This window comes from Streptomyces sp. NPDC021224 (assembly GCF_044332905.1).
Classification (GTDB): Bacteria; Actinomycetota; Actinomycetes; order Streptomycetales; family Streptomycetaceae; genus Actinacidiphila.
In genome coordinates this window covers 688,359-712,467 of the sequence record NZ_JBIRPW010000001.1, presented here as the reverse complement: position 1 = coordinate 712,467, position 24,109 = coordinate 688,359, and the positions used below count along the sequence as shown (strand labels likewise).

Annotated in this window: 23 protein-coding genes, 1 tRNA gene and 2 pseudogenes; 12 read left to right on the top strand and 14 right to left on the bottom strand. The window is 71.4% G+C overall.

Annotated features, from left to right (window positions below; all coding sequences use genetic code 11):
- Window positions 1–10: 10 nt before the first annotated feature.
- Window positions 11–553 (bottom strand): carboxymuconolactone decarboxylase family protein, encoded by a 543-nt coding sequence (locus ACH4PY_RS03145; RefSeq protein WP_398175302.1) that lies wholly within the window; start codon window positions 551–553, stop codon window positions 11–13.
- A gap of 47 nt (window positions 554–600) precedes the next feature.
- Here ACH4PY_RS03145 and ACH4PY_RS03140 point away from each other — a divergent pair, with 47 nt between their 5' ends.
- Window positions 601–2,145 (top strand): PLP-dependent aminotransferase family protein, encoded by a 1,545-nt coding sequence (locus tag ACH4PY_RS03140; RefSeq protein WP_398175300.1) that lies wholly within the window; start codon window positions 601–603, stop codon window positions 2,143–2,145.
- Window positions 2,146–2,395: 250 nt separating this feature from the next.
- Here the strand turns inward: ACH4PY_RS03140 and ACH4PY_RS03135 are convergent, their stop codons facing one another.
- The 5 genes from ACH4PY_RS03135 to ACH4PY_RS03115 form a co-directional block, all read right to left on the bottom strand.
- Window positions 2,396–4,048 (bottom strand): long-chain fatty acid--CoA ligase, encoded by a 1,653-nt coding sequence (locus ACH4PY_RS03135; protein WP_398175298.1) that lies wholly within the window; start codon window positions 4,046–4,048, stop codon window positions 2,396–2,398.
- A gap of 121 nt (window positions 4,049–4,169) precedes the next feature.
- Window positions 4,170–4,694 carry a SigE family RNA polymerase sigma factor gene (locus ACH4PY_RS03130; protein ID WP_398175296.1) on the bottom strand — a complete coding sequence of 175 codons (525 nt, stop codon included), beginning with the start codon at window positions 4,692–4,694 and terminating at the stop codon, window positions 4,170–4,172.
- Between the two features lie 356 nt (window positions 4,695–5,050).
- Complete coding sequence (locus tag ACH4PY_RS03125) at window positions 5,051–5,827, bottom strand: DUF1906 domain-containing protein (protein WP_398176056.1); 777 nt, start codon at window positions 5,825–5,827, stop codon at window positions 5,051–5,053.
- A 360-nt stretch (window positions 5,828–6,187) separates the two neighbouring features.
- Window positions 6,188–6,502, bottom strand: a complete 315-nt coding sequence (locus ACH4PY_RS03120; protein WP_398175294.1) for a hypothetical protein — start codon at window positions 6,500–6,502, stop codon at window positions 6,188–6,190.
- Window positions 6,503–6,766: 264 nt separating this feature from the next.
- Window positions 6,767–7,507 (bottom strand): SDR family oxidoreductase, encoded by a 741-nt coding sequence (locus ACH4PY_RS03115; RefSeq protein ID WP_398175292.1) that lies wholly within the window; start codon window positions 7,505–7,507, stop codon window positions 6,767–6,769.
- Window positions 7,508–7,631: 124 nt separating this feature from the next.
- On the opposite strand from ACH4PY_RS03115, the gene ACH4PY_RS03110 reads away from it, so the two are divergent.
- From ACH4PY_RS03110 to ACH4PY_RS03100, 3 genes are all read left to right on the top strand, one after another.
- Window positions 7,632–8,111 carry an RrF2 family transcriptional regulator gene (locus ACH4PY_RS03110; protein WP_398175290.1) on the top strand — a complete coding sequence of 160 codons (480 nt, stop codon included), beginning with the start codon at window positions 7,632–7,634 and terminating at the stop codon, window positions 8,109–8,111.
- 648 nt (window positions 8,112–8,759) lie between these two features.
- The gene (locus ACH4PY_RS03105) at window positions 8,760–8,969 is read left to right on the top strand and encodes a hypothetical protein (RefSeq protein ID WP_398175288.1); all 210 of its coding nucleotides are present in this window, start codon (window positions 8,760–8,762) and stop codon (window positions 8,967–8,969) included.
- 214 nt (window positions 8,970–9,183) lie between these two features.
- On the top strand, window positions 9,184–9,618 hold the full coding sequence (locus tag ACH4PY_RS03100; RefSeq protein ID WP_398175286.1) for a hypothetical protein: 435 nt from the start codon (window positions 9,184–9,186) through the stop codon (window positions 9,616–9,618).
- A 4-nt stretch (window positions 9,619–9,622) separates the two neighbouring features.
- On the opposite strand, the gene ACH4PY_RS03095 is transcribed toward ACH4PY_RS03100, so the two are convergent.
- Window positions 9,623–9,847, bottom strand: coding sequence for a DUF6011 domain-containing protein (locus ACH4PY_RS03095; protein ID WP_398176054.1), 225 nt, complete (start codon window positions 9,845–9,847; stop codon window positions 9,623–9,625).
- A gap of 390 nt (window positions 9,848–10,237) precedes the next feature.
- Window positions 10,238–10,798: a hypothetical protein gene (locus ACH4PY_RS03090; RefSeq protein ID WP_398175284.1), complete on the bottom strand. Its 561-nt coding sequence runs from the start codon at window positions 10,796–10,798 to the stop codon at window positions 10,238–10,240.
- Window positions 10,799–10,903: 105 nt separating this feature from the next.
- On the opposite strand from ACH4PY_RS03090, the gene ACH4PY_RS03085 reads away from it, so the two are divergent.
- A complete protein-coding gene (locus tag ACH4PY_RS03085; protein WP_398175282.1) occupies window positions 10,904–11,827 on the top strand; it encodes an FkbM family methyltransferase in 924 nt (307 codons plus the stop codon).
- A gap of 212 nt (window positions 11,828–12,039) precedes the next feature.
- Here ACH4PY_RS03085 and ACH4PY_RS03080 read toward each other — a convergent pair whose 3' ends face one another.
- A complete protein-coding gene (locus tag ACH4PY_RS03080; RefSeq protein WP_398175280.1) occupies window positions 12,040–12,483 on the bottom strand; it encodes an ATP-binding protein in 444 nt (147 codons plus the stop codon).
- Between ACH4PY_RS03080 and ACH4PY_RS03075 the strand changes: the two are divergent.
- The 3 genes and pseudogenes from ACH4PY_RS03075 (at window position 12,422) to ACH4PY_RS03065 (ending at window position 15,410) form a co-directional block, all read left to right on the top strand.
- Window positions 12,422–13,181, top strand: a pseudogene (locus ACH4PY_RS03075) (GntR family transcriptional regulator). The gene ACH4PY_RS03080 and the pseudogene ACH4PY_RS03075 overlap by 62 nt on opposite strands.
- A 222-nt stretch (window positions 13,182–13,403) precedes the next feature.
- Window positions 13,404–14,636 (top strand): FG-GAP-like repeat-containing protein, encoded by a 1,233-nt coding sequence (locus tag ACH4PY_RS03070; protein ID WP_398175278.1) that lies wholly within the window; start codon window positions 13,404–13,406, stop codon window positions 14,634–14,636.
- A gap of 138 nt (window positions 14,637–14,774) precedes the next feature.
- Window positions 14,775–15,410 (top strand): SMI1/KNR4 family protein, encoded by a 636-nt coding sequence (locus ACH4PY_RS03065; protein ID WP_398175276.1) that lies wholly within the window; start codon window positions 14,775–14,777, stop codon window positions 15,408–15,410.
- A 58-nt stretch (window positions 15,411–15,468) separates the two neighbouring features.
- Here ACH4PY_RS03065 and ACH4PY_RS03060 read toward each other — a convergent pair whose 3' ends face one another.
- Window positions 15,469–16,254: a glycosyltransferase family 2 protein gene (locus tag ACH4PY_RS03060; RefSeq protein WP_398175274.1), complete on the bottom strand. Its 786-nt coding sequence runs from the start codon at window positions 16,252–16,254 to the stop codon at window positions 15,469–15,471.
- Between the two features lie 5 nt (window positions 16,255–16,259).
- Entirely contained in the window at window positions 16,260–17,048 is a 789-nt protein-coding gene (locus ACH4PY_RS03055; RefSeq protein ID WP_398175272.1) for a GntR family transcriptional regulator, read from the bottom strand.
- Between the two features lie 83 nt (window positions 17,049–17,131).
- On the opposite strand from ACH4PY_RS03055, the pseudogene ACH4PY_RS03050 reads away from it, so the two are divergent.
- Window positions 17,132–17,527, top strand: a pseudogene (locus ACH4PY_RS03050) (hypothetical protein); the annotation flags it as partial.
- A gap of 167 nt (window positions 17,528–17,694) precedes the next feature.
- Here the strand turns inward: ACH4PY_RS03050 and ACH4PY_RS03045 are convergent.
- Together ACH4PY_RS03045 and ACH4PY_RS03040 are read right to left on the bottom strand one after the other, a co-directional pair.
- A tRNA-Ser gene (locus tag ACH4PY_RS03045) sits at window positions 17,695–17,781 on the bottom strand.
- Window positions 17,782–17,832: 51 nt separating this feature from the next.
- Window positions 17,833–19,617, bottom strand: a complete 1,785-nt coding sequence (locus tag ACH4PY_RS03040) for a S1C family serine protease (RefSeq protein WP_398175270.1) — start codon at window positions 19,615–19,617, stop codon at window positions 17,833–17,835.
- Window positions 19,618–19,783: 166 nt separating this feature from the next.
- Here ACH4PY_RS03040 and ACH4PY_RS03035 point away from each other — a divergent pair, with 166 nt between their 5' ends.
- The 3 genes from ACH4PY_RS03035 to ACH4PY_RS03025 all read left to right on the top strand — a co-directional run bounded on the left by ACH4PY_RS03035 (window position 19,784) and on the right by ACH4PY_RS03025 (window position 22,942).
- Complete coding sequence (locus ACH4PY_RS03035; protein ID WP_398175268.1) at window positions 19,784–20,683, top strand: glycerophosphodiester phosphodiesterase; 900 nt, start codon at window positions 19,784–19,786, stop codon at window positions 20,681–20,683.
- Window positions 20,684–21,106: 423 nt separating this feature from the next.
- A complete protein-coding gene (locus ACH4PY_RS03030; RefSeq protein ID WP_398175266.1) occupies window positions 21,107–21,742 on the top strand; it encodes an ATP-binding protein in 636 nt (211 codons plus the stop codon).
- 216 nt (window positions 21,743–21,958) lie between these two features.
- Window positions 21,959–22,942, top strand: coding sequence for a DUF5926 family protein (locus ACH4PY_RS03025; RefSeq protein ID WP_398175264.1), 984 nt, complete (start codon window positions 21,959–21,961; stop codon window positions 22,940–22,942).
- Between the two features lie 456 nt (window positions 22,943–23,398).
- Here the strand turns inward: ACH4PY_RS03025 and ACH4PY_RS03020 are convergent, their stop codons facing one another.
- A complete protein-coding gene (locus ACH4PY_RS03020) occupies window positions 23,399–23,608 on the bottom strand; it encodes a hypothetical protein (RefSeq protein WP_398175262.1) in 210 nt (69 codons plus the stop codon).
- Between the last annotated feature and the right edge of the window lie 501 nt (window positions 23,609–24,109).

Here is a 24,109-nt window from a genome sequence, read left to right as displayed (position 1 = left end):
ACAGCGGCGCTCAACTCCGGGCGGCCACCCGCACGTCGGTGCCCGCGCGGCGCCCGCTGGTGATCGCGATGCGGTTCCAGGTGTTGATGGAGATGATCTTCGCCAGCAGGTGCGCCAGCTCCGTCTCGTCGAAATGCGCCGCCGCCTCGTCGTAGACGTCGTCGGGCACGCCGCCCTGCGAGACCAGCGTGACCGCCTCGGTGAAGGCCAGTGCCGCCTGCTCCTTGGGCGTGTAGAAGTGCCGGGCCTCGCGCCAGGCCGCGAGCAGGTAGAGCCGCTCCTCGCTCTCGCCGTGCTTGCGCGCGTCCTTGGTGTGCAGGTGCAGGCAGTAGGCGCAGCCGTTGAGCTGCGAGGCGCGGATCTCGACCAGCTCGGCGATCGTCGGGTCGAGCCCGGCGCGGGCGGCGGCGTCGAAGGCGATCTGGGCCTTGAAGGCGGCGGGGGCGTGCTGGGCCAGCTCCAGCAGCCGGTTGTGCCCGGGGGCCGCTTCGGTGGTGGTGGCGGTGGTGGCAGTGCTGGTGGCGGTGGGCTGCTGCGTCGTTGTCGTCGTCATGCATATGAGCTTAGGAAGCATAGTGACCTGCCGTAGAGTGCAATTCCATGACGGATTCGCGGGTCAATTCGCTGCCGGACGGCGTGGGCGCGGGCGCGGATACGGGCGCTGGCGACGCTGACGGGTCCGGCTGGGCGGAGGCGGCCGGCGGCCTCGGGCGCGACCTGCACCTGGAGCTGTCCGCATCCGGCGGGGGCCGGACCGGCGGCAAGCGGGCCGCGCTGACGGCGGCGCTGCGGGAGGCCGTACGCGGCGGGCGCCTCCCGCCGGGCACCCGGCTGCCGCCGTACCGCTCGCTGGCCGCCGACCTCGGCATGTCCCGCAACACGGTCGCGGACGCGTACGCCGAACTCGTCGCCGAGGGCTGGCTGTCCGCCCGCCAGGGCTCGGGCACGCGGGTCGCCGACCGGGCCGCGCCGCCCATCGCACCGAGCGGTCCGCCCCCCTCGCCCGCCGCACCGCCACCCGGCTCCCGCCCCGTGCACGACCTGCGCGAGGGCATCCCGTACACCGCGTCCTTCCCGCGCACCGCATGGCTCGCGGCGACCCGGCGGGCGCTCGCCGACGCGCCCAACGACGCCTTCGGGCCCGGCGATCCGCGCGGCCGCGTCGAGCTGCGGCGCGCCCTCGCGGACTACCTCGCGCGGGCCCGGGGCGTACGCACGTCGCCCGAGCGCATCGTGGTGTGCTCGGGCACGGCGGGCGCGCTGCGACTGCTCGCGTCGCTGCCGCAGCTGCGGTCGGCGCCGCTCGCGGTCGAGGCGTACGGGCTGACCTTCCACCGCCGCCTGCTCACGGGCGCGGGTCTGCGGACCACACCGCTCCCGGTGGACGCCCACGGTGCCGACCCGGCGGGGCTCACGGCGTCCGGCGCGGGGGCCGTACTCCTCACGCCCGCGCACCAGTTCCCGACCGGCGGGGCCCTGCACCCGGACCGCCGGGCGGCGGCGGTGGGCTGGGCACGTGCGGCGGACGGGCTGGTGCTGGAGGACGACTACGACGGCGAGTTCCGTTACGACCGGCAGCCGGTGGGGGCGGTGCAGGGCCTGGACCCCGAACGGGTCGTCTACCTGGGCTCGGTGAGCAAGAGCCTCACGCCCGCGCTGCGGCTGGGCTGGATGGCGCTGCCCGCGCACCTGGTGCCGGAGGTGGTGGCGGCGAAGGGCGAACGGGAGCAATGGGCCAGCGCCCTGGATCAGTTGACGCTCGCGGCCTTCATCGAGTCGGGCGGCTACGACCGGCATCTGCGCGGCATGCGGCAGCGCTACCGCCGCCGCCGCGACCAACTCGCCGCCGTGCTCGCGGAGAAGGCCCCGCACATCCGGGTGACAGGGGTCGCGGCGGGCCTGCACGCGGTGCTGCGCCTCCCGCCGGGCACGGAGGCGGCGGTGGCTCGGGCGGCCGCCTTCCAGGGCGTGGCGCTGGGGGCGCTCGGGGACTACCTGCATCCCGATGTGCCGCCGGGGACAGGGGATTCGGCCACCGGTTCGGACGTCCCTGCGGACGGCCTGGTCGTCGGGTACGCGGCCCCTCCGGACCACTCCTTCACGGCCGCACTGACCGCGCTGTGCGGGGTGTTGCCGTCTCCCTGAGCACAATTCGACTTGCTGACGGGTGGGTTGACGAACTCCCTTTGCCACGGCGGCGGTGGGGGTCCCGGCCATGTCAACGCCTCTGCGGACCGGGCGATTCGGGCGGCTCGACGCGCGTGATGGTGTGCGGGCCAACCCAGTTGGCCGTAGTGCCGGACGAACTCTGCCCCGCCCCGGGGGAGTTACGTGGACGCTCCCGGGCGAGCGGCGGTCCGGCGCCGCCCCCGCCCGGGGCTCCCGGAGAAGGACCTCAGAGCTGTGTGACGTCCAGCTCGCCGTCCGCGTAGGACTTGCGGATCACCTTCTTGTCGAATTTCCCGACGCTGGTCTTCGGCACGGCCGGGACGACCGCCCAGCGCTCGGGAACCTGCCAGTGCGCGATCCGCTCGGCGAGGAAGTCCCGCAGCTCCTGGTAACCGATGCCCGAGCCCTCGACCAGCACCACCGTGGCGAGCGGGCGCTCCCCCCAGCGCTCGTCGGGCACGGCCACGACGGCGGCCTCGGCCACGTCCGGGTGGGCCATCAGCACGTTCTCCAGCTCGACCGACGAGATCCACTCGCCACCCGACTTGATGACGTCCTTGGCCCGGTCGGTGAGGGTGAGGAAGCCGTCCGGCGAGATGACGCCGACGTCCCCCGTGCGCAGCCACCCGTCGGGGCTGAACTTGTCCTCGGGCTGCAGCGGCTCCGCGCCCGCGCCCCCGTAGTACGCCCCCGCGATCCAGGGCCCGCGCACCTCCAGCTCACCGGCCGACTCGCCGTCCCACGGCATCACGGAGCCGTCCGGGCCGATGAGCCGCGGCTCGACGGAGGCCGGGAAGCGCCCCTGCGTGATGCGGTACGCCCACTCGTCCGCCTCGCTGTCCAGGCCGCCCGGCGGCAGCGCGACGGTGCCGAGCGGCGACGTCTCCGTCATGCCCCAGGCGTGGCAGAGCCGTACGCCCAGCTGCTCGTCGAAGGCCTTCATGAGCGAGGGCGGGCAGGCCGAGCCGCCGATGGTCACCCGGCTGAGCGAGCTGACGTCCCGCGGCTTGGCCGTCAGCTCGGCGAGCAGGCCCTGCCAGATGGTGGGCACGGCGGCGGCGTGCGTGGGCCGCTCGCTCTCGATCATCTCGGCCAGCGGCGCGGGCTGCAGGAAGCGGTCCGGCATGAGCAGGTTGACCCCGCTCATGAAGGCCGCGTGCGGCAGCCCCCACGCGTTCACGTGGAACATCGGCACGACCGGCAGGCTCGTGTCGTGGTCGGTCAGCCCCATCGACTCCGCGCTGCCGACCTGCATGGAGTGCAGGTAGACGGAGCGGTGCGAGTAGACGACGCCCTTGGGGTCGCCCGTGGTGCCGGAGGTGTAGCACATGGCGGCGGCGGTGCGTTCGTCCAGCTCGGGCCAGTCGTAGCGGGTCGGGCGGTCGGCGAGCAGCTCCTCGTAGTCGTGCACGGCCGGACGGCAGCCGTCGAGCAGCGTACGGTCGCCGGGCCCGACGACCACGATGTGCTCCAGCGGCTCCAGGCGCGGCAGCAGCGGGGCGAGCAGCGGCAGCAGCGAACCGTTGACCAGCAGCACCCGGTCGGCGGCGTGGTTGACGATCCAGGTGAGCTGGTCGGCGGGCAGCCGCAGGTTGAGCGTGTGGAGCACCGCGCCCATGGAGGGAATCGCCAGGTATGCCTCCATATGCTCGCAGTTGTTCCACATGAGGGTCGCGACGCGGTCGCCCTCCACCACGCCGAGACCGTCCCGCAGGCCGTTCGCGAGCTGCACCGCCCGCGTCCCGACCTCCCGGAAGGTCCTGCGCTGCGGTTCGCCCTCGCCCGTCCACGTCGTCACCCGCGACCGGCCGTGCACCAGCGTCCCGTGCACGAGGATGCGGGTCACGGTCAGCGGTACGTCCTGCATGGTGCTCAGCACAACGGGCCTCCGGCGGGCTCACGGGATCGGCGAGGGTGTCCCGATTGTGCTGGCATACCGGGTGGTATGTCACTACCCCCTGCGGGGGCCACGGCGGCCGTGACTCAGGGGCGCGGCGGCCTCAGGCCACGCAGAGCTCCAGTTCCGGATCGTCCCTGAGCTTGCCGAGAGCGCGGGAGACGGCGCTCTTGACCGTGCCGACGGAGACGCCCATCGCCTCGGCCGTCTGGGCCTCGCTCATGTCCTCGTAGTAGCGGAGCACCACCATGGCGCGCTGGCGCGGAGGAAGGCGGGATATCGCGCGCAGCAGCGCATCCCGCTGGGCCTGCTGCTCGGTGAGGTCGGGCGTGCCCGCCGTCGGGGGCTCGGGCAACTCGTCCGTGCTGAACTCGTCGACCTTGCGCTTGCGCCACTGCGAGGTCCGCGTGTTGACCAGCGTGCGCCGCACGTAGCCGTCGAGGGCCCGGTGGTCGTCGATCCGGTCCCAGGCCAGGTAGGTCTTGGTCAGTGCCGTCTGGAGCAGATCCTCCGCGTCGGCAGGGTTGGGGGTCAGGGAGCGCGCGGTGCGCAGCAGCGTCGGGCCCTTGGTCCGGACGTAGGCCGTGAACTGCGTTGTGCCGGCGCGGGTGCACACGGGCGTGGTCATGGCTCCACGCTAGGCGCCGGGGTGGCCCGCGCGGATCGGCCGCAGGTGCCGAAAGGAGATCACCCTCAGGTCGTAGGCCGGGGGATTGCCCCACCCCCCGAGGGGGGAGCCGGGCCTCAGGGTCGGACTCGGGATACACCCTCAGTCGTACGGGACCCCGCTCCACCGGCCCGGATCCGCGGCGCCCGCGCGGGGCCTCCCGGGGCCGCCTCCCCGCCACCCGAGCCGCACAGGTCCCGGCAGGTTCCGCGCAGGTCAGCGCAGGTCCACGCCGTCGGCACCGGCCGTAGTCCGCTCGACCGACGTCCGCCGCGGCCGAAGCCCGCCCAGCCGAGGCCCGCTCAGTCGAGGCCCGCTCAGTCGACGATCGCGACCGGCGCGTCGATCAGGTCGCGGTCGACGGTGAGCGTCTTGCCGCCGTGGGTCTCGGTCACACTGCCGGTGTACTGGTGGATCCGGGCGTGCGACGCCCACGCGTCGGCGGCAAGGACGGGCTCGTCGGTGAGCGTCGCGTCCACGCCCCAGCGGGCGTACCAGACGACGTCGGGCAGGTCGCCGACGCCCGCACGGCGGGCCGTCTCGATGTGCCGGATGCCGGAGTCGGCGCTGCTGTAGAAACCGGCGAGGTAGCCCGCGGCCTGGACCGCGCGGTCCCAGCCGCGCACGAAGGTGAGGGTCGCGGCGGCGCAGTCCGCGTCCTGCGTGTCGTAGGCCTCCATGTCGAGGTAGAGCGGGCTGCCCCTGCCCAGGCCCAGCGCCTTGGCCGCGGCGACCGCGTCCTCGCCCTCCGTGCCGCCCTGCGCCGAGGCGCTGAGCGGGTCGATCCGGTAGGGGTTCTTGTTGGAACCGTTGACGCACGGGCTCTGCGAGCCGACGTAGATGGGCAACAGGCTCCAGCCGTCCGCCGTGGTCTGCCGCACCCAGTCGGTCGTGAGGTGGAGCTGGCTCTTGCAGGCGCGGGCGCGCCCGCCGAAGTAGATCCCGACCGCGCGGTAGTCGGAGGAGGCGCGCCAGGCGCGCATCGTCTCCAGATCGGGCGCCTGGCACGTGTCGAAGCCGCGCCCCTGGAAGAGCCGGGGCGCGGTGTCGCCGCGGTTCGCCCCTGAGGCGTCCGACGCGGCGGCGGCGCTCATCGCGGGGAGAAGCAGGCCGGTCACCGTCAGGGTGCCGACCAGGAGGTGGCGTACATAACGGATGAAACTACTTCTGTCGCTCATTTCAGCGAGTCAACGCGGGGAAGGCCCGCGGCACACGCAGACACGCCGCCGCACACCCGTCTGCGGCGGATTCCGCCCCCACCACCCCTTAAGCACCCTCCTCTCCCTCGGGCCTCACCGTTCCCTCCCGGCGCCGCCGTCCACAGCCTGTGGACACCTGCCTCGACGGCCACGCCCCAATGGGCGCGCGACGGCACGGGGAGACCGTCGCGCGCCCGGACCCGACTCAGCCGGTCGGCGAGCAGCTCGCACACCGGGGACGGGTCGATCGGAGGGTCACCCGAACCAGAGCGGCGAGAAGTGCACGTCCACGGTGTTCTGGTCGACGGAGGTGAACGGGGAACCGGCCACGCTCGCCTGGTTGTTCCGGTTCGAGGCACCGGGGCCGGTGGCCACCTGCTGGGTCGTCGTCACGTTGCCGAAGTTGTCCCCGACGACGTTCCCCCCGGAGTTGCTCACTACCGTCGCGGCCGACTGACCACCTGCGAAAGCGCCGTCGTCCGCCGCGGCGGTGCCGGCCGCGAACAGCACCGCCGCGACGGGCAGTGCCGCCACCGCGGCCAGGACACGGACGGTACGGATGCTTGCCATGGTGTTCCCTCCCAGGAAACAGAATTCCGAAATCGGACCTGCTGTCTGCGGCGAAACGGCCGGCCGACCGCTCCTCCCGCCCCTCCGGCGGCGTCGCCAAGATCAGATTGCCCACCACGCTCCGCCCGATGCGCCCGCGTACTCCTTTTCCCTCCCAAGCGTGACGATCCGTCCGCAAACACCCCTGATGCGTTTTTTCGGGTCGCCGGCCCGCCGCGGGGCGCCCGCCGCGCACGCCTCCCCCACGTCCGTCGAAATCGCAGGTCAGAGCTGGTTCTGAAGCCAGTCGCGGTAGTGCGTGGGGGCGAGCCGGACGTCCGCGCCGCCGGTCAGGACGTCGCCGTCGACCGCCGCGAACATCCCCGCCGTGTCGTCGGTGACGACCTCGCGGCTGTCGCCCTTCAGCTCCAGCGTGAGCCGGCCGAGGTCGTCGAGCGTGAAGACGTCCGGCCCCGCGACGTTCCGGATGCCGTCCAGCGGTGTCCCTGTCGCGACCTCCAGGACGGCGGCCGCGACGTCCGCGGCCGCGATCGGCCGGACCGGCGTCGCGGGCAGCCGCACCGTCCGCTCGTCCGAGGTCCACGACAGCACCGCGTCCACGAACTCGAAGAACTGCGTGGCCCGCACGATCGAGTACGGCGTCGGCCCCTGCCGCAGCAGCTCCTCCTGCAACGCCTTGGCCCGGTAGTAGTCGAGCCCCGGCACCTGGTCGACGCCCACGATCGACAGCACCACCTGGTGTCCCACCCCGGCCCGCTCGCCCGCCGCGAGCAGGTTGTCCGACGATGCGCGGAAGAATTCGAGGGACTTGTCGTCGAAGGTCGGCGAGTTCAGCAGGCTGACCACCGTCCCGGCGCCCTCCAGGGCCTTGTCGAGGCCGTCGCCGGTGATGACGTCGACACCGGTGGACGGCGACGCTGCCACGGCCTCGTGCCCCGCCTCCCGCAGCCCGGCGACCACCTGCGACCCGATCAGACCCGTACCACCGATGACGGTGAACTTCATGGCTGCCACCTCTCGCGTGCTCCACGCTTCAACTCGGACAATCCTTGTCCGAAATGATAGTCGGATAGTCTTTGTCCGAGTCAACGAGGGCAGCGGGTCTCTCCGCGAAAAGAAAGAAACCGACGTGAAGATCTCCGGCGGTGTCGAGTGGGCGCTGCACTGCTGCGTCGTCCTGACGACCGCGAGCGAGCCGGTCCCGGCCGCGCGGCTCGCCGAGCTGCACGACGTCTCCCCGAGCTACCTGGCCAAGCAGCTCCAGGCCCTCTCCCGGGCCGGCCTCGTGCAATCCGCACAGGGCAAGGCGGGCGGCTACGCGCTGACCCGGCCACCCGCGCAGATCACCGTGCTGGACGTCGTCACCGCCGTGGACGGCGCACAGCCCGCCTTCACCTGCACCGAGATCCGCCGCCGCGGCCCCCTCGCCGCACCCCCCGAGGCCTGCACCCGCCCCTGCGCCATCACCCGCGCGATGTCGACCGCGGACGCGGCATGGCGCACGGCACTACGCGGCATATCCGTCGCCGACCTCGCCGCCGACGTGACCGGCGACTACGGCCCCGAGACACTCCCCACGATCGGCGCCTGGCTCAACACGCCCCAGTGACACCGACCGCCATCCCCGCACCGCCCAGGAGCGCCCCCGAGCTCGGCCCTGCGGTCGCCCACAGGAAATAGCCGCCCTGGTGGGACGTGCCCCAAGGCAGCAGGCCCCCCGGCACGGGGCAGGCGTACAGACCGGACGACCAGCACCAGCCAACCGCCGACGGCACAGCCCGCCGAAACCGCGCCCACCCCGGCACGGCGCGCTCACACGCACACAGAGCGGGTGCCCCGAACTCCGGGGCACCCGCTCTTGTCTGCTCGTACCGCTAGCTGTGCGGAGGCTGTGGGATTTGAACCCACGGTGACATCGCTGCCACGACGGTTTTCAAGCCCGCCTGCTGCGCGTGGGCGCGCTGGGCCTGTGAGCAGGCGCTACGGCCGCCCGCAGGTCGCCCGAGCCCCCGACCGGGCCGCAGGTTGACCACGGCACAAGCTGGGGTAGGAGTGCACCGCCGACCGGACCCGCACGGGATTCGCGACCAGGCCGATTGTCAGGGCCCGGACCGGATCGGCGAGGCTACCGATCGCTCATCCTGGGTAACAAGTCGGCGGACACTGTCACAACCGTCGCAGTCAGCGGGCGCACCCGGCAGAGTGTCAGACCTATGGAACACACTCGGGTCACTAGAAGCCATCAAGGGGGCAGGCGATGACTGTGACTATCAACGAGCAGCGGCCCAGCGATGACGAGGTAGTAGTCGAGCTGACGCCAGAAGAGTACGAAGCAGCCAAACAACGCGCACTGGCCCGGATCGGTCTCACCTACGAAGAGCTCGCCGAGCAGGCAAGGCGCCACGACTTCGACTCCTCCCGCGCCCACTCCGTCTGGACAGTGATCGGTAACCCACTTGATCAGTGATGCGCTACGGAACAAAGCCCACGCGTTTGCCGAGGACATCCAGTCCGTTCTCACTCAGACGGTGTGCAGCCACGCCATGATCAGAGCTTCGGTGCTCCCCGGTCCCGGCCCAGGGCGGACCTTCATCGTCGGGCATCGCGTCTCGAAGACGGAGGTGATCCCGGCACGCCTACAACTGCGCGCTGGGACGAAGACACCGAAGCTCTGGTTAGACGTGAGCTTCAAGCTCCAGATGGACCAGTGGGACCAGTACCTGACGGTCCGAAGCTCCTTCGTGGGCGTCTTCCCCTCCGAGGATGGCAAGGACGCGCTCTTTCACTACGACTACGAACGGGACAAGCGCGACGGATACCCGGACGCGCATCTTCAGGTCGCCGGGCAGGACGAGGCAATGGCTGCCTTGCTACCGGGCAAGCCAACCGTGAAGCTGCACTTCCCTGTGGGTGGCAAGCGGTTCCGGCCGTGCCTCGAAGACGTGATCGAGTTCCTGATCCGCGAAGGCCTGACCGCGGGCAAGGACGGCTACAAGGCCGTCCTCGATCGTGAGCGGGAAAAGTTCCGCATCAATCAACTGCGCGCCGCGATGCGGCGCAGCCCTGAGGTTGTAGCCGCCTTCATAGACGACCACCCGGATGTCTTGAAGGGGTAAGTGGCTACGCTCCTGGCAATTCGTCTTGCTCAACGTCGAACCTGCCCGATCGGCCAACGGTCACGCCGCCACCCAGCTTGTGCCGGCAGCCCTCACCGAGGCCGTAAAGTCGGGCCTCCCGGGAGACGAGCGGTCGCTTACACATCCCGCAGAGGACAACATGCCGTCCAGCCGCTTGGAGTTCCTCGTCGGTGGCGAGGCCGGGCAGCAGCGCGTGACCGGCGGGCATCATAGCTACCGCGCTGTGGAACCGAAGCTGACAGCAGCGTAGGCGTTGGCACAACGCTCAACGGCCGCAAGACGGACCTCGACCGACTGCGCGTCTTCCGTGGACTTGAGTACTTGCTGAATCGCCTCGTAGAGCATCGTGGCGGCCTCATTGCGGGCATCTTCTTGGCGTACTGTCAGGGTCTCTCCTATATGGGGGTTGACGCTGCAGCGAAGTTATCCCACGGGTCTGACACTGGCCGGAACTGCAGCACCACGGCGACTGGCATAGATCAGGCCGTCGGTTCACCCCTCCAACGGGCTGCATGGTCGTCCCGGATTCCCGCACATCACCCATGGCGGTTCACCCTCGCGGATGGGGCCTCGACGACCGACCGAGCGGTGCCCGACCTCAGTCGCCTCCACCCCTCCGGGCTGGCGGGAGCAGGAGGTCGCGGTCGGGGTGTGTGTCCCCTGTAACCGACCCGCTGACCCCCAGGTCGGTGCGGGCGGATTCGTGGAAGGCGTTGATCGCCGCGAAGACCTCGCGGTTGCGGTCGCGCCAGTCGGTGAGGGTGCCGGGCTGTTTGCCCGTGGCCTGCCAGTCGACCGCGCGGGAGGCCGCGTTGAGGTCGTGGGCGGCCTCGATGACCTCGTCGCCGGCCAGGAGCATGATGCGTTCGAAGGCGCGGCCTTGTAGGCGGATGGCGTCGGCGAGTTGGGCGCGGAGCTGGGGCTCGGGGTCGTCGCTCTCGCGGATGCCCTCGCGGTGCTCGTACAGCTCGACCGCGAGGAAGACGGCGGCGCGGACGCGGTCGACGTAGTTCTCGTAGGCGTCGAGCTTGCGGTCGTCCCAGCGGGTCAGCAGCTCGCGGCGGATCTTCTGGCGTTCGGACCAGTAGTTGGTGAGGTACGTGGTCATGGCGCCGAGGAGGACGGCGGCGATCGTTAAGAGCTGTTCGGACGTGCCCATGGCGTTCCCCCGCCCCCGAGTCATCAAGACGTCTTGAGGATTTTAGGGGGCGCGGCGGGGCACGGTGTTACGGTGCGGCGAAGACGGCGTTGGAGAGGCGAGCGGATGAGCAACCCCACATCAGAGGCCCTGGTCACGCTCGGGCGGTGGTACGTCCGCAGTGCGCCGGGCACGGTCGGGAAGGGACTGCTCGCCGGGCGCTACCTCAATCCGCGGCTGAAGGACGATCCGCGAAGGCGCGTCACCGCGACGGCGGTTGGCGCGAGCTTCGCTGTGGACACCCAGGACCTCATCCAGCGCTACCTCTACCTCTTCGGGGTGTGGGAGCCGCGCATGACGCAGTGGCTGCGCAACCGCCTCCAGCCCGGGGACACCTTCGTCGATGTCGGCGCCAACATCGGTTACTTCAGCGTGCTGGCCTCCCAACTCGTCGGCCCGCAGGGGCGAGTGGTCGCGATAGAAGCCTCGCGCGACTTCACCACACAGCTTGCGCTGAACGCCCGGCTGAACGGCTGCGCCAACATCCGTGTCGCCCAGACCGCCGTCTCCGACAAGCAGCAGACGCTGACCTTCATCCTCGCCAGCTCCGCCAACATGGGCGCCAACAGCATCGTGCCGTGGGACGGGCCGGTGGAGTCGCAGTTCGACATCGAGGCCTTCCCACTGCCCGACGTCCTCGACGCCGACGAGATCGCCAAGGCCCGCGTCATCAAGGTGGACGTCGAAGGCGCCGAAGGCAGCGTCGTACGCGGAATGGCCCCGCTGCTGGAACGCCTGCGGCCCGACGCCGAGATCACCGTCGAGGTCACGCCGGACCGTATGGCCCAGCTCGGCGACTCCGTCGAGGAGTTGCTCGCCACCATGCGCGAACACGGCTTCCACGTCTACCGGCTCGCCAACGAGTACGCCGCCGCCACGTACCCGACCGCCCTCCACGGGCCGGCCGCCGTACCCGTCCGCTGGCGCCGCCCGGTCACCGACGAGAGCGACCTCATCTTCTCGCGGGTCGACGCCGAGACGCTGCCGTAGGCGTAGCCAGGGGCTGAACGCACTGCACCCTCCGTCGCCGCGACGAGCCCGCGGCGGGCGGAGGGAGCAGTACGTTCAGACGTGCTGGCAGGTGCGGGACCTGGGACGTATGCCCAGGTATGCCGGAGCCCCGGGGCGTGAGGTGGCGTCCGCGGACGTACAGAGATCCAGGGGAGGACCGAGTACCTGCTCGTCCGGCGGTTCCTGGGGCGTCACGCGGTCGCCTGCCACGCCGTTTCGTCCGACGTCACGTCGGCCCACACCCGCTTGCCCACTCCCTTTCTTCGGGGCCCGACGCCCCACTCCCCGCCGGTCAGCGCGTGGACGAGGGCGAGCCCGCGGCCCGACTCGGCCTCCGCCGAGAGGGGCTGCACACGCGGCTTCGCGTCGTCCACGTCGTGGACCTCAATACGGATGCCCTTCGGCAACCGCTCGTACCGCGTCTCGACCTCACCGTCCGGCGGAGTATCTGCGTGCTGGAGGGCGTTCGACAGCAACTCGGAGAGGACGAGTTCAGCACGGTCGGCGAGGTCGCCCAACTCCCAGGCCGCCAGCACCCGGCGGAGGTCGTGCCGCGCCGTACCGACGCACCGCTTGCCTGACCAGCCGCCGTATCTCCGCGTCGCCGACCTGCTACGCGCCCGTGTCGCGAGCAACGAGTGGACGCCCGGCGACCGCCTGCCCCCCGCGCGCCGAGCTGGGCCAGGAGTACGGGGTCGGCGAGAACGTCATACGGCGCGCGCAGGAGATGCTGATCTCCATGGGCGTCCTGGAGGGCCGCGCCGGCTCCGGCACGTACGTGGCCGAGCCGCGCGAACGGCTGCGCATCGTGCGCTCCCTCTACCGCGAGCAGGCGGGCGGCTCGCCCTTCGCCGCGGACATGGCGGCGCTCGGCCGCCGCGGGACGTGGGAGAGCCGTACCGACGCCAAGGTGCCCGCCCCGGCCGACATCGCCGCCCGACTCGGCATCGCCGAGGGCGAGTTGTGCGTGCGCACGGCGTACGAATTCCTGGCGGACGGCAAGTCGGTGCAGCTCTCGACGAGCTGGGAGCCGTACGCCCTGACGGCGGGCACGCTCGTCGTCCTCCCGGAGGCCGGCCCGCACGCGGGAATCGGCGTCGTCCGCCGCATGGCGGAGATCGGCATCACCGTGACCCGGGCCGTGGAGCGACCGGAGCCGCGGACGGTGACGCCGGAGGAGGCCACGCTCCTGGGCGTCCAGCGCAGCACACTGGCCACGCACATCCAGCGGACGTACTACGCCGAGGACGGGCAGGCGGTGGAGACCGCGGATGTGGTGGTGCCGTCAACAGTGTGCGAGATCGTCTACGAGGTGCCCGTCACCTCCCCATGAGCCAGGCCCCGTTCCGTACTCATCCGGGCTGGTTGAGCTCGCTGCAAATCCCGACCGACCCCCTGGACGCGACCGCCAGGGAGGCGGGTCAGCGTGGGCCAACGCCCTCAGCGGCGAGAGCGCGACAACCACCCCGCCCACGACTGACCGTCAGCACCGAGCGCTAAGCTCTCTTACCCCGCACGCTCGTGCAGGCGAAAGATGTTCCTGGGGGGATCATCCATGCGGACCTCGATCCGTACTGCTCTGATAGCAACCGCCGCCATTTTCGGCCTGGCCGCCGGCGGTGTAAGCCCGGCGTACGCGGCAACCGGCTACGACCGGTGCCCAAAGGGAAAATTCTGCGTCTTCGACGGAGCGGAGGGGCAAGGCGCCATGACCTCATATTCCGCTCCTCAACCCAACCTAGGCTCGTGGTCGACCAGGGTCTCTTCCGTCTATAACCATACCGGCTATCAGTACGCATGCCTGTACAACCAGGAAAATTACCAGTACGAGTACACGAACACAAAAGACATTCAGGTCATCCTCAGCGGCGCCAGCAGCAAAATGACCCTTTCCTACGCCACGACGGACGGACGGTTGAACAACAGCCTCCGTTCGTTCCGCTGGGCACACACCGGCAGGAAATGCGTTGGCCAACCCGAACCCTTCCTGTGGTCGGCCCCCTACGGGATTCCTTCGGGAGTGGCGGCCCAGACTTTCGGCGACCTCGATGGTGACGGCACCTCCGACCTGCTCAACCGCACCTACTCCGGCAGGCTCTGGTTTCTGCGTGGCGATGAGAAGGGTCGGCTGATCGGTAGCGGCTGGAACGCCATGACCGTTCTCACTCGCCACGGCGACCTCAACGGCGACAACACGGAGGACCTGCTCGCGCGGGATACCTCAGGGAAGTTGTGGATGTACCCCGGCAACGGCAAGGGAGCCTTCAACACCCGGAAGCTCATCGGCGGCGGATGGAACACCATGACCCGAATTCAGGCCATGGGCGACCTGAACGGCGACGGCAAGGGCGACTTGGTCAGTCGGGACACCTCAGGGAAATTGTGGATGTACCCCGGCAACGGCAAGGGAGCCTTCAACACCCGGAAGCTCATCGGCGGCGGATGGAACACCATGCAAGCCTTCGCCGCCCCGGGTGACTTCAACGGCGATACCCACAGCGACCTTATCGTCAGCGACACCGCAGGACGGCTGTGGCTGTACCCGGGTAACGGAAAGAGCGCCTTCGGTAGCCGCACCATGATCGGAACGCGCGGCTGGACCCCCTACACCACCCTGCTCGGTGTCGGAAACTTCCCGACGACCCCCTATCCGGACCTTCTTGCAGCTCAGGACGTCACAGCCGAGGACATAGAGGGCACCGTGCGCATCTACGACGGCTTGAGCGGCGGCCGTCTCGGCAGTGGTTCAGCCGAAGGGTATCTGGATTACGGGGATGGGCTCTTCTAGAGCACCCGAGGTCGACTGATCGGCATTGGAGTCAGCCCTCTGGGCCATTGCCGACCGAGACCTGAACAGAGCAGAACAAAAAGCCCATGCCGCCAAATCCACCCCGCCCATGCCAGTGCTCGCCTATGCTCTCCCGCCATGGGAGGCACACCAGACCAGGCAAATGGCTGCACTTACAAATGGCGGGACCTGTTGCAGCGATGGAGTGACGAGTGGCTCGACCCTGTCCTGCACGAGCAGGAACTGGCCGAGCCCTTCCCGGAGGAGGTGCGGAGGGCCCGATGGCTGGGCGCCACCGGCGCCACCAACGAGGAACTTGAGACGCTCGAACAGCGCCTCGGGTGCGCCCTGCCGCCGAGTTATCGACAGTTTCTCCTGACCAGCAACGGCTGGCTCAGAACAACGCACGGCATCGACCGTGTTCTGCCGGTTCAGGAGGTGGGGTGGACTCGGGACCTGGACCCGGCACTCGTCTCCGCTTGGACGGACGACGAGGCAGGCGTGGGTGACATCCGGGCCAGCGACGAGGAATATTTTCTCTACGGCGATTCCCAGGACTCGACATCACTGCGTCCCGAATACCTGCCGCAGACACTGAAGATCAGTCATACACCGAACGCCACTGATGTGTACCTCCTCAACACGTGCGTCGTCACCCCGGAAGGCGAATGGGAGGCCTGGTATCTCGCCCACTGGCTGCCGGGGGCCGTCCGCTACCGCTCCTTCTGGGACCTGATGAACGATGAGTACCGAGACTTCCGCGACAATTCCTGACTGCTACGGGGCGGCGGGGGGAGAGATCCAGCCGCATTGAAGGTCGCGGCATCCGCGATCAGGCTCGGTCACTGCCGACGTGCGCGGCATACGCCCACGCGGAGTCCGCCAAAGTCCTGGTTCGGGCCTCGACGACTGCCATGCGGGCCTCACGCTCGGCTGTGTCGGTGTGGCTGGCCTGGGCTGTGGCCTGGCCAGCCCACTTGCGGTAGAGGAGGCCGTACTCGCGGGTGAAGTGGCCGGGGGACACCGCGTTGAGGGCCAGGAGGAGGCCAGTGTCCTCGGAGGCGGGGAGGGCCATCCAGCCGCCCAGGGCGAGGAGGAGGTCGCGGCGGGTGCAGAGGGTCGCCGGGTGGACCTGGGCGCGGTAACCGTTGGCCTTCCAGTAGTCGAAGACCACGCCGCGGGCGAGGGGGCCGTCGTCCGGGTCGCCGTCGAAGCCGGCCGTCGAGCCGTCGGGGAGCAGGTCCAGGACGCGGGAGGTCGTCCAGCCGAGGGCGGGGTCGGCTTCGAGGAGGGCCAGGTCGCGGGCCAGGGCGCCGGGGGTCAACTGGTCGTCGGCGTCGAGCACCTTCACGTACGGGCCGGACGTGTACGCCAGCGCCATCGTGCGGGCCACGCCGGGACCACCGGGGCGGCCCTGGTGGAAGGTGACGCGCGGGTCGTCCGGGACGTGGGGGCGTACGGCGTCGCCGAAGCCGTCCTCCTGGACGATCCAGTGCCATTCCCAGCCCTCGGGCAGTTCCTGCGCGCACAGCGACTTGTACGCGTCCGCGAGGTAGGGCGCCGAGGGGGCGTGCACGGCCGTGATGACGTCTATGCGGCGCTCCCGGCGATCCGCCACCGCGGTCACCACCTTTCCAGCGGGGTGACGAAGGTCAGTTCCGTGCGGTCGGCCGGCATGCGGACGAAGGAGTGCTCCACGACGCGGCCGGTCGTGTCGTACGACGTCTTGCCGAGGACGAGCAGCGCCGAGCCCGGGGGAAGTCCCAGCTCGAACGCCTCATCGGGGGACGGCGGGCGGGCGAGGACGCGCTCCTCTATCCGGTCCAGCTCGATGCCGATGGTGTGCAGCTGGTTCTGCGTGCCGCCGGGCCAGGGCTCGTTCGAAGCGTCGAGGAGAGCGGGGTTGGCGGCGACCACGTCCCGTACGAGGTAGGACTCGACCAGGCTGAAGGGGTGCTCCTCGGCCCGGTAGCGGGTGCGGTAGGTGCGCTCGACCATGACCGTGCCGACCGGGACGTCGAAGATCTCGGCCAGCTCCTCGCCCGCCTCGACCTCGTCGTATTCGGCGTGGAAAACCAGATCGTCCATGTCGAGGCCGGTGTCGTGCTCGGTCGCGCCGGTCTGTTTGCGCTCGTCCTCGGGTACGAGGGCGCGGTCCTTCTCCCACTGGTGGCGGAGGTTGGTGCGCAGCACAGGGGTGCGGAGCTTGCGGACGAAGTTGCCGCGGCCGTGCTGCTTCTCGATCAGGCCCTCGGCCTGGAGCAGCCCGAGCGCTTGGCGCAAGGTCGGCAGGGAGTTGCCGTAGTGCTCGGCCATCGCCGTCTCCGACGGGAGGCGGTCGCCCTGACCCAGCTCACCTGCGCGGATGCGCTCTCGGAGATCGTCTGCGATCCGTTCGTACGCCTTCGCCACCGGCTCACCGTCCTGATCATCGGGCGGGCCACAGCATAGCAAGTCCTCAAGAGCTCTTGACGAGTTGAGGTATGCGGGTTCGGGCTGAGCGCGCGGCAGTGTTCGCAGCCGCCGAGCTGGCGCTCTTCGCGACCGCGCTCATGGCGCGGCAGAACCTCAACGGCCCGAACGGCGCGCCCGGCGCCCCGGGCCCGACCTGGGCGATTGCGGGGGTGCAGGTCATCCCGGCGTACGCCGAGTCAGGGCCGGTCGGCGGAACGGTGCGGGCGGTGATCGGGCCGGTCATGGCCGCCGTTCTCTGGCACCTGGCCATGGGCATCGAGCTGCGGCACCACCGGCCGGAGGCGTAGTCCAACGGCTTCGGCTCGCTCGTCGCCCGCGAGGTGCGCAAGCGGCTGCTCGCGCGGCTGGGTGTCGCCGAGCGGCGCCGGGACGCCGCCCAGATCACCTGCGACCGTGCCACCGCTCGGGCGATAGCGAACAGCGAAGCGTAACGGTCGGCCGCCCGCCGAAAACCTGACCACAGGTTGACCACACGCACTGGTCGCGAGCGGGAATCAGCGGGACACGGGCGGGACGGTACAACAGGTGAGGGCGGGTCTCGGAAGTCCGAGACCCGCCCTCACCTGCGCTTTCACCGTCAGTGCGGAGGCTGTGGGATTTGAACCCACGGTGACATCGCTGCCACGACGGTTTTCAAGACCGTTCCCTTCGGCCGCTCGGGCAAGCCTCCCCGCGGTGCCCCGGGTCCCCGGTGGGGGGGTGGGGCGCTGCGGGGGTCAGCCTACTGCGGGGAGTCGCCGACGCGGGAGCCGAGGGTGACGGTGGTGGTGTGGGCGGAGCCGTCGCGGGTGTAGGTGACGGTGACCTTCTCGTTGGGCTGGTGCTGCCAGATCTCGCCGATCAGGGTCTCGTCGCTGTCGACGATCGTGTGGTCGAACTCGGTGATGACGTCGCCGGGCTTGAGGCCCGCCTTGTCGCCGGGGCCGCCCGCGGTGACGCCGTCGGAGCCGCTGGCGATCTTCGCGCCGTCGCCCTGGTACTGGCTGTCGACCTGGACCTCCATGACCGGGTAGACGGGCTTGCCGGTCTTGATGAGTTCGTCGGCGACGCGCTTGGCCTGGTTGATCGGGATGGCGAAGCCGAGGCCGACGCTGCCGCCCTGGCTGCCGGGCTGGGTGTTGCCGCCGGGCTGGATCGCGGAGTTGATGCCGATCACGGCACCGTTGGCGTTGAGGAGGGGGCCGCCGGAGTTGCCGGGGTTGATGGAGGCGTCCGTCTGGATCGCGCTCATGTAGGACGCCTGCGAGCCCTGGCCGTCGCTGGACGCGACCGGGCGGTGGACGGCGCTGACGATGCCGGTGGTCACCGTGCCGGACAGGCCGAAGGGGGCGCCGATCGCGATCGTGGCGTCGCCCACCGCCGCGTTGTCGGAGTTGCCGAGCGGGAGCGGCGAGAGCTTGACGCCCGAGGCGTTCTTGAGCTTGACCACGGCCACGTCGTAGCCCTGGGCGCGGCCGATGACCTCCGCGTCGTACGTCTTGCCGTCGGAGAAGGTGACGGTGAGCTTGCCGCCGTCGGCGGCGGGGGCGACGACGTGGTTGTTGGTGAGGATGTGGCCCTGGGTGTCGTAGACGAAGCCGGTGCCCGTGCCGCTCTCCTGGCTGCCGCTCGCCTTGATCGTCACGACGCGGGGGAGCGCGCTGTTGGCGATGCCGGCGACGGAGGTGGGGGCGCGGTTGAGGGCCTTCTGGCTGCCGCCGTCGGCGACGGTGGTGGAGCTGCTCGTGTCGTTCTTGTCGTTGTGCTCCGCCGCCCAGTAGCCGATGCCGCCGCCGACTCCGCCGGCGACCAGCGCGGCCACCAGGACCGCGGCGACCAGGCCGCCGAAGCCGCGGCGCTTGCGTCCGCCGTCCGGGGGAACGGGCGCGGGCTGGCCCCACACCGGGCCCTCGGGGCCGCCGGGGGCGCCGTAGCCGGGCTGGGTCTGCGGGGGCTGGCCGCCGGTGGCGTACGAGGGGGTGGCCGGCACGGCGTACGGGTCCTGCGGCGGCTGCGGGCTCTGCGGCGGCTGCGGGGCCTGGTGCGGCGGCTCCGCGCCGAACGCGGCGTGCTGCCCGTAGCCCTGCGGCTGGGCCGGCACCACCGGCGGCTGGGCGTCGGCGGCGGGCGCCTGGGGCTGAGACTGAGGCTGCGCGGGTACGGGCGCGGCCGCGGGGGCGTCGTACGCGGGCGGCTTGGCGTCGTACGCGGGAGCGGCGGGGGCCGTGGGCTCGTACGCGGGGGTGGCGGGCGCGGCAGGCGCCGTCGGCTCGTACGCCGGGGCGGCCTGCGGCTGCTGGTGGGCGAGCGCGGCCGGCGGCGGGCCGTACGGCGACGGCGGTCCCACCGGCGGAGGCGCCTGCGCCGGCAGCACCTCGGTGCGCGCGGCGTCGTCCGTGGGCGCCGGCGGGGCCGCCGGAGGAGTGGGAGCCTGTGCCGCCGAGGCACCGTCGTACGCCGCACCGCCGGGTGCGGCCGCCGCCGACTCCGCAGCCGGGACGGAACCGGCTTCGTTTTCGGTGCTCACAGCGTTTCTCCTCGGTTCAGGACAGCTTCAGGACAAAGTGGTGGGCCGAACACAGCATTTCCCACGGCGTGTCGGACCGCCGTAAGCGGGAGCTGTGCATGTCAGGGACGCGTGCGCCGGGAGCCGGTTCGCGTGACGCCCGCCGAGGCGGTGGCACCATGAACCGGTGACACATGTGCGCGCGGTCCCGGAGGCGTACCCGCAGGGGCGACCTGTCCAGGTCGTCGCCCATCGGGGTGCTTCCGAAGATGTACCAGAACATACGCTCGCCGCGTACCGGAAAGCCATCGAGGACGGCGCCGACGCCCTGGAGTGCGACATCCGGCTGACGGCGGACGGCGAGCTGGTGTGCGTGCACGACTGGCGCGTCAACCGTACGTCCAACGGGCGCGGAGCGGTCTCCTCGCTGGAGCTGGCCGACCTCGCGGCGCTGGACTTCGGATCCTGGAAAGGGCGGCAGGCCGACCCGGAGGCGCCGGAACGGGACCCGCTGGGGGATCCCGGCGACCCCGAGGAACGCAGCCGTGTGCTGACCCTGCGGCGGCTGCTGGAGCTGGTGGCCGACACCGACCGCCGGGTGGAGCTGGCCATCGAGACCAAGCACCCGACGCGCTGGGCCGGACAGGTGGAGGAGCGGCTGATCGAGCTGCTGCGCGACTTCGGGCTGGACCGGCCCGCGACGGCGGGCGCGCCCTCCCAGGTGCGGGTGATGAGCTTCTCGTCACGCTCGCTGCGCCGGGTGCGGCTCGCGGCGCCCGCGCTGCCGACGGTCTACCTCATGCAGTACGTGTCGCCGCGGCACCGCGACGGCCGGATCCCGGCGGGGGTGCGGATCGCCGGGCCCAGCATGCGCATCGTGCGGGCGAATCCGGGGTATGTGGCGCGGCTGCACCGCGCCGGGAACCGCGTCCACGTCTGGACGGTCGACGACCCGGCAGACGTGGAGCTGTGCGCCCGGCTCGGCGTCGACGCCGTCATCACCAACCGGCCTCGGCAGGTGGGTGCCCAGCTCGCGGCCATGGGCGGCGCGGGCGGGCTCGACGGCACCGGCGGGCTCCGGCGCTGAACCGGCGCGGGGGAAGCGCGGGCGGAGCACGGAAGGGGCGCGCGGCCGGGTCCGTCCCGGTGCACGGGCCGTACCGCGTACGCGGCGCGGGCCACCGGGGGCGGGTGGCGGGATATCCACCTTGCATATGGCGTCGGCACGGCAATACGCCGTGGGACCGCGACCGGACGGGAACCCGTCACCCGGGTCGCGGCGGTCCGCGGAGCCGGCAGCGGTACATCGTCTGAGCTGGAGGGCGTACGCGGGCGGGCGCCGGATGCGGTGCGGGCGCGGGGCGCGCGGGAAGGCAGGGTTTTCCCTACATATGGCGCAGGGGCTTTTGCCGGGACGTAAGGAGTGCGTCAATAGATCGCGGTTGGCCTGTTTCCGGTCCAGTCCCAGAGGGCATCCATCCCGTGGCGTGGGGTGAAGGAGGTCACGGGGGTGTCGTTGATGGTCGCACAGGAGGTGCCGACGTCCACGACCATGGCCCTGCCCCATGGTCCCGGCGGCGTCGCGGAGGCACGTCGGCGTATGCGCCGGGATCTGTACGCGCAGAGCGTGCCGGAGCCGGTCGTGGACGACGCGGTGCTCATCCTTTCCGAACTGCTCAGCAATTCGTGCCGGCACGCCCGCCCGCTGGGCGACGCGGCGGAGACCGCGATGCCGGGCGTCATGGGCCCGGGCACAGGAGCGGGCTCGGGCGCGGGCACGACTGCCGGTCAGGCCGGTCCGGAGGACGCGGACGGCGGGATAAGGGCCGGGTGGGCGGTCGGGGACGACGGACTGCTCAAGATCGAGGTCACGGACGGCGGCGGGCCCACCAGGCCGCGCCCCTCCAGCCCCTCCCTGACGGCCCACGGCGGCCGCGGCCTGGGCATCGTCGGCAGTCTCGCGCTCCGCTGGGGCGTGGGCGACTACGCGCCCGGCGAGGTCACCGTCTGGGCCCTCCTGCCGGTACGCGGTCGGCACGCCCGCCGCGACGACCTGGCCCCGGGCGGTACGGGCATCGGCCTGCCTCGCGGGGTTCCCCTCGGCCTCCCGCTGGACCTGGCCGAGTCCCTGGACGACCGCATCTGAGCCCAGTCCCGCGGGGCGGCCGTGAAGGCCCGCGCGGGCTCGTACGCAGGCCTGGACGCGGACGCAGGCCCGCGGGCACCGGCCAAGGGCGCGCACCCCACCGAACCCGCACGCGTGGCAACAGCCCCTCCCGTACCGCCCGTCGTGGTCGGGCGGGGGGCCGCCGGGCGCTAGGCTCGCGGCCGGGAACAACGCCGCACCGGGAGAGACCGAGCCATGGCCAAGAAGCGCGCGACCGCCACCAGGAGCAAGGGGGCCGCACCGGCGGCCGGGACCGCGAAGGGCGCGGCAGTGCCGGTGGTCGGCGCGCGCGAGCCCTGCCCGTGCGGATCGGGCCGCCGCTACAAGGCCTGCCACGGCCGGGAGGCGGCGCACGCGGTGACGGAGCTGGTCAAGCGCCCCTTCGAGGGCCTGCCCGGCGAGTGCGACTGGGTGGCGCTGCGCGAGCTCGTGCCCGCGGCGACCGCCCCGCTCACCCTCAAGGCCACGCTGCCCGACGGCGTGCCCTCCGTCACGCTCGGCACCGTGCTGCCGATGGCCTGGCCCGGGCTGCGCCGCGACACCGGCGCCGTACTGCTCGGCCTGCAGAGCGACACCCCGTCCGGCGACATCAGCCGCGACCTCGCCGACACCCTGTCCCGCGCGCTCACCGCCGAGCCCGGCAACCCGGTGGAGGGCCGCAGGACGGCCCCGGACGGGCCGCGGCTGCAGGACCTGCTGGACCTGGACGCGCCGTTCGTGCCGGAGGTGCACACGGGCTTCGAGTTCTGGCTGGAGGACGCGGAGACGGCGACCGGCGAGGTGGCCGCGTCGCTGGAGCGCGCGAACGAGGCCGTGATCCCGACCGTGCGGCTGAACGGCGTCGAGGCGGCGTACTGGTGCGAGACACCGGAGAAGAACCACCTGCGGTGGGTCATGCCGCACCCCGAGGAGGCGCTCCTCGACGCGATGGCCCGGCTGCACGTCGCGGGCGCGTCCTCGCTCGGCGAGGGCACCCGGCTCGTCGGCTCCTTCCGCGCGCACGGCCTGACCGTGCCGGTGTGGGACCTGCCGGTGGGCATGGTCGCTGAGGAGGTCGAGAAGCCCGCGGCCGCCTTCGGCGAGCGCCTGGCGGAGACCCTGGCCCGCACCGAGCCGCTGACCGCGGAGGAGCGGCGGGCCCGCAGCGGCTTCATGAACCGCCAGATCACCCTGAGCTGACGCCCGCCGGGGCCGGTGTCCGGGCGGACACCGGCGCCGCGGGTTCGTGACAGCGTGCGCGCCGGCGCACACGCGGTCGCGGTCAGGCCGTCGCGGTCAGGCCGTCGCGGTCACGCGGAATCGCGCCGCCGCACACCGTGTCCGACTGAGCGGTTGGTCAGTGATTCCGGTCACAACTCCCGCAGAATCCGCAGGAATCGGCGGTGCCTCCGCTTGTGGGGAATTTGCGATCGGACGAAGTCTTGTTACCGTTTAGTCAGCCCGGTCGCTGATGCATCCCCCGTCGTCAGCGACCGGGTTTTCCATGTCCTGACCCAGGTCAGCGGCCCGCGGACGGCGTCCCGTGCGGCACCCGCGCCCACCCCGGAGCGGCCGCGGACGAGGCGCGCCAGGCACCGCGGGACCTTCCGGATCGTCCCGAGCACAGCGTCCCGGCGCACCGCCCGCCGCCAGCGGTCAGTCGCCGTCCGCCGGGCCGCCCCTCCGGCCCGCGTCCGGCGCGTCGTGCGGAGTGCTGTGGCCCGCCTGGCGGCGCGGGGCGCCGTCGTGGTGGTCGGCGGTCACCGCGGCCAGGGGCAGGACGACGGCGAGCGCGACGGCGCTCGCGGCCGCGATGAGCCGCAGCCGGTCGCCGGGGTCCTGTGCCGACGGGCGGTGTGCTGCCATTCGCCGCTCCCCTCCTCCTCATGCCGGATCGCCGCCCGACGTGCACGACGCAATGTGCCACGAAAGAGAACATAGCGGTCAGGTGGCGGACCCTCCCGCCCATCCGCCGCCACGGGCCAGGTCACCCGGGGTCGGCCGCTGCCCGAACGAGTGACACCAGGACGCGCGTTCACCCGTACGAGGGATTCCGGCGGGCCGCGCACGCCCCGGCCGTACGCCGTCGCGTGCCCGCCGCCACCTGCGCATCGCCGTCGTCCCCGTCACGGTCCTACGACGGACCGTACGCCACACCGCGTGCGGAGCGCGTAAGGACGTACGACAGCGCGCGCGAACCTGCGCGGACACGCGGGAACACGCGGGAACGGGCAAAGCGGCTGCGGCAGCGGCCTGTTGCCGCCGACGCGACCGGTGTGTCATGGCGCCGCCACCGTCCCGTGGCGCGCGCGGAGCCGTACGCCGCGGCAATATGCCGGGGCATACGGCTCGAACGGCTCCGTCCGG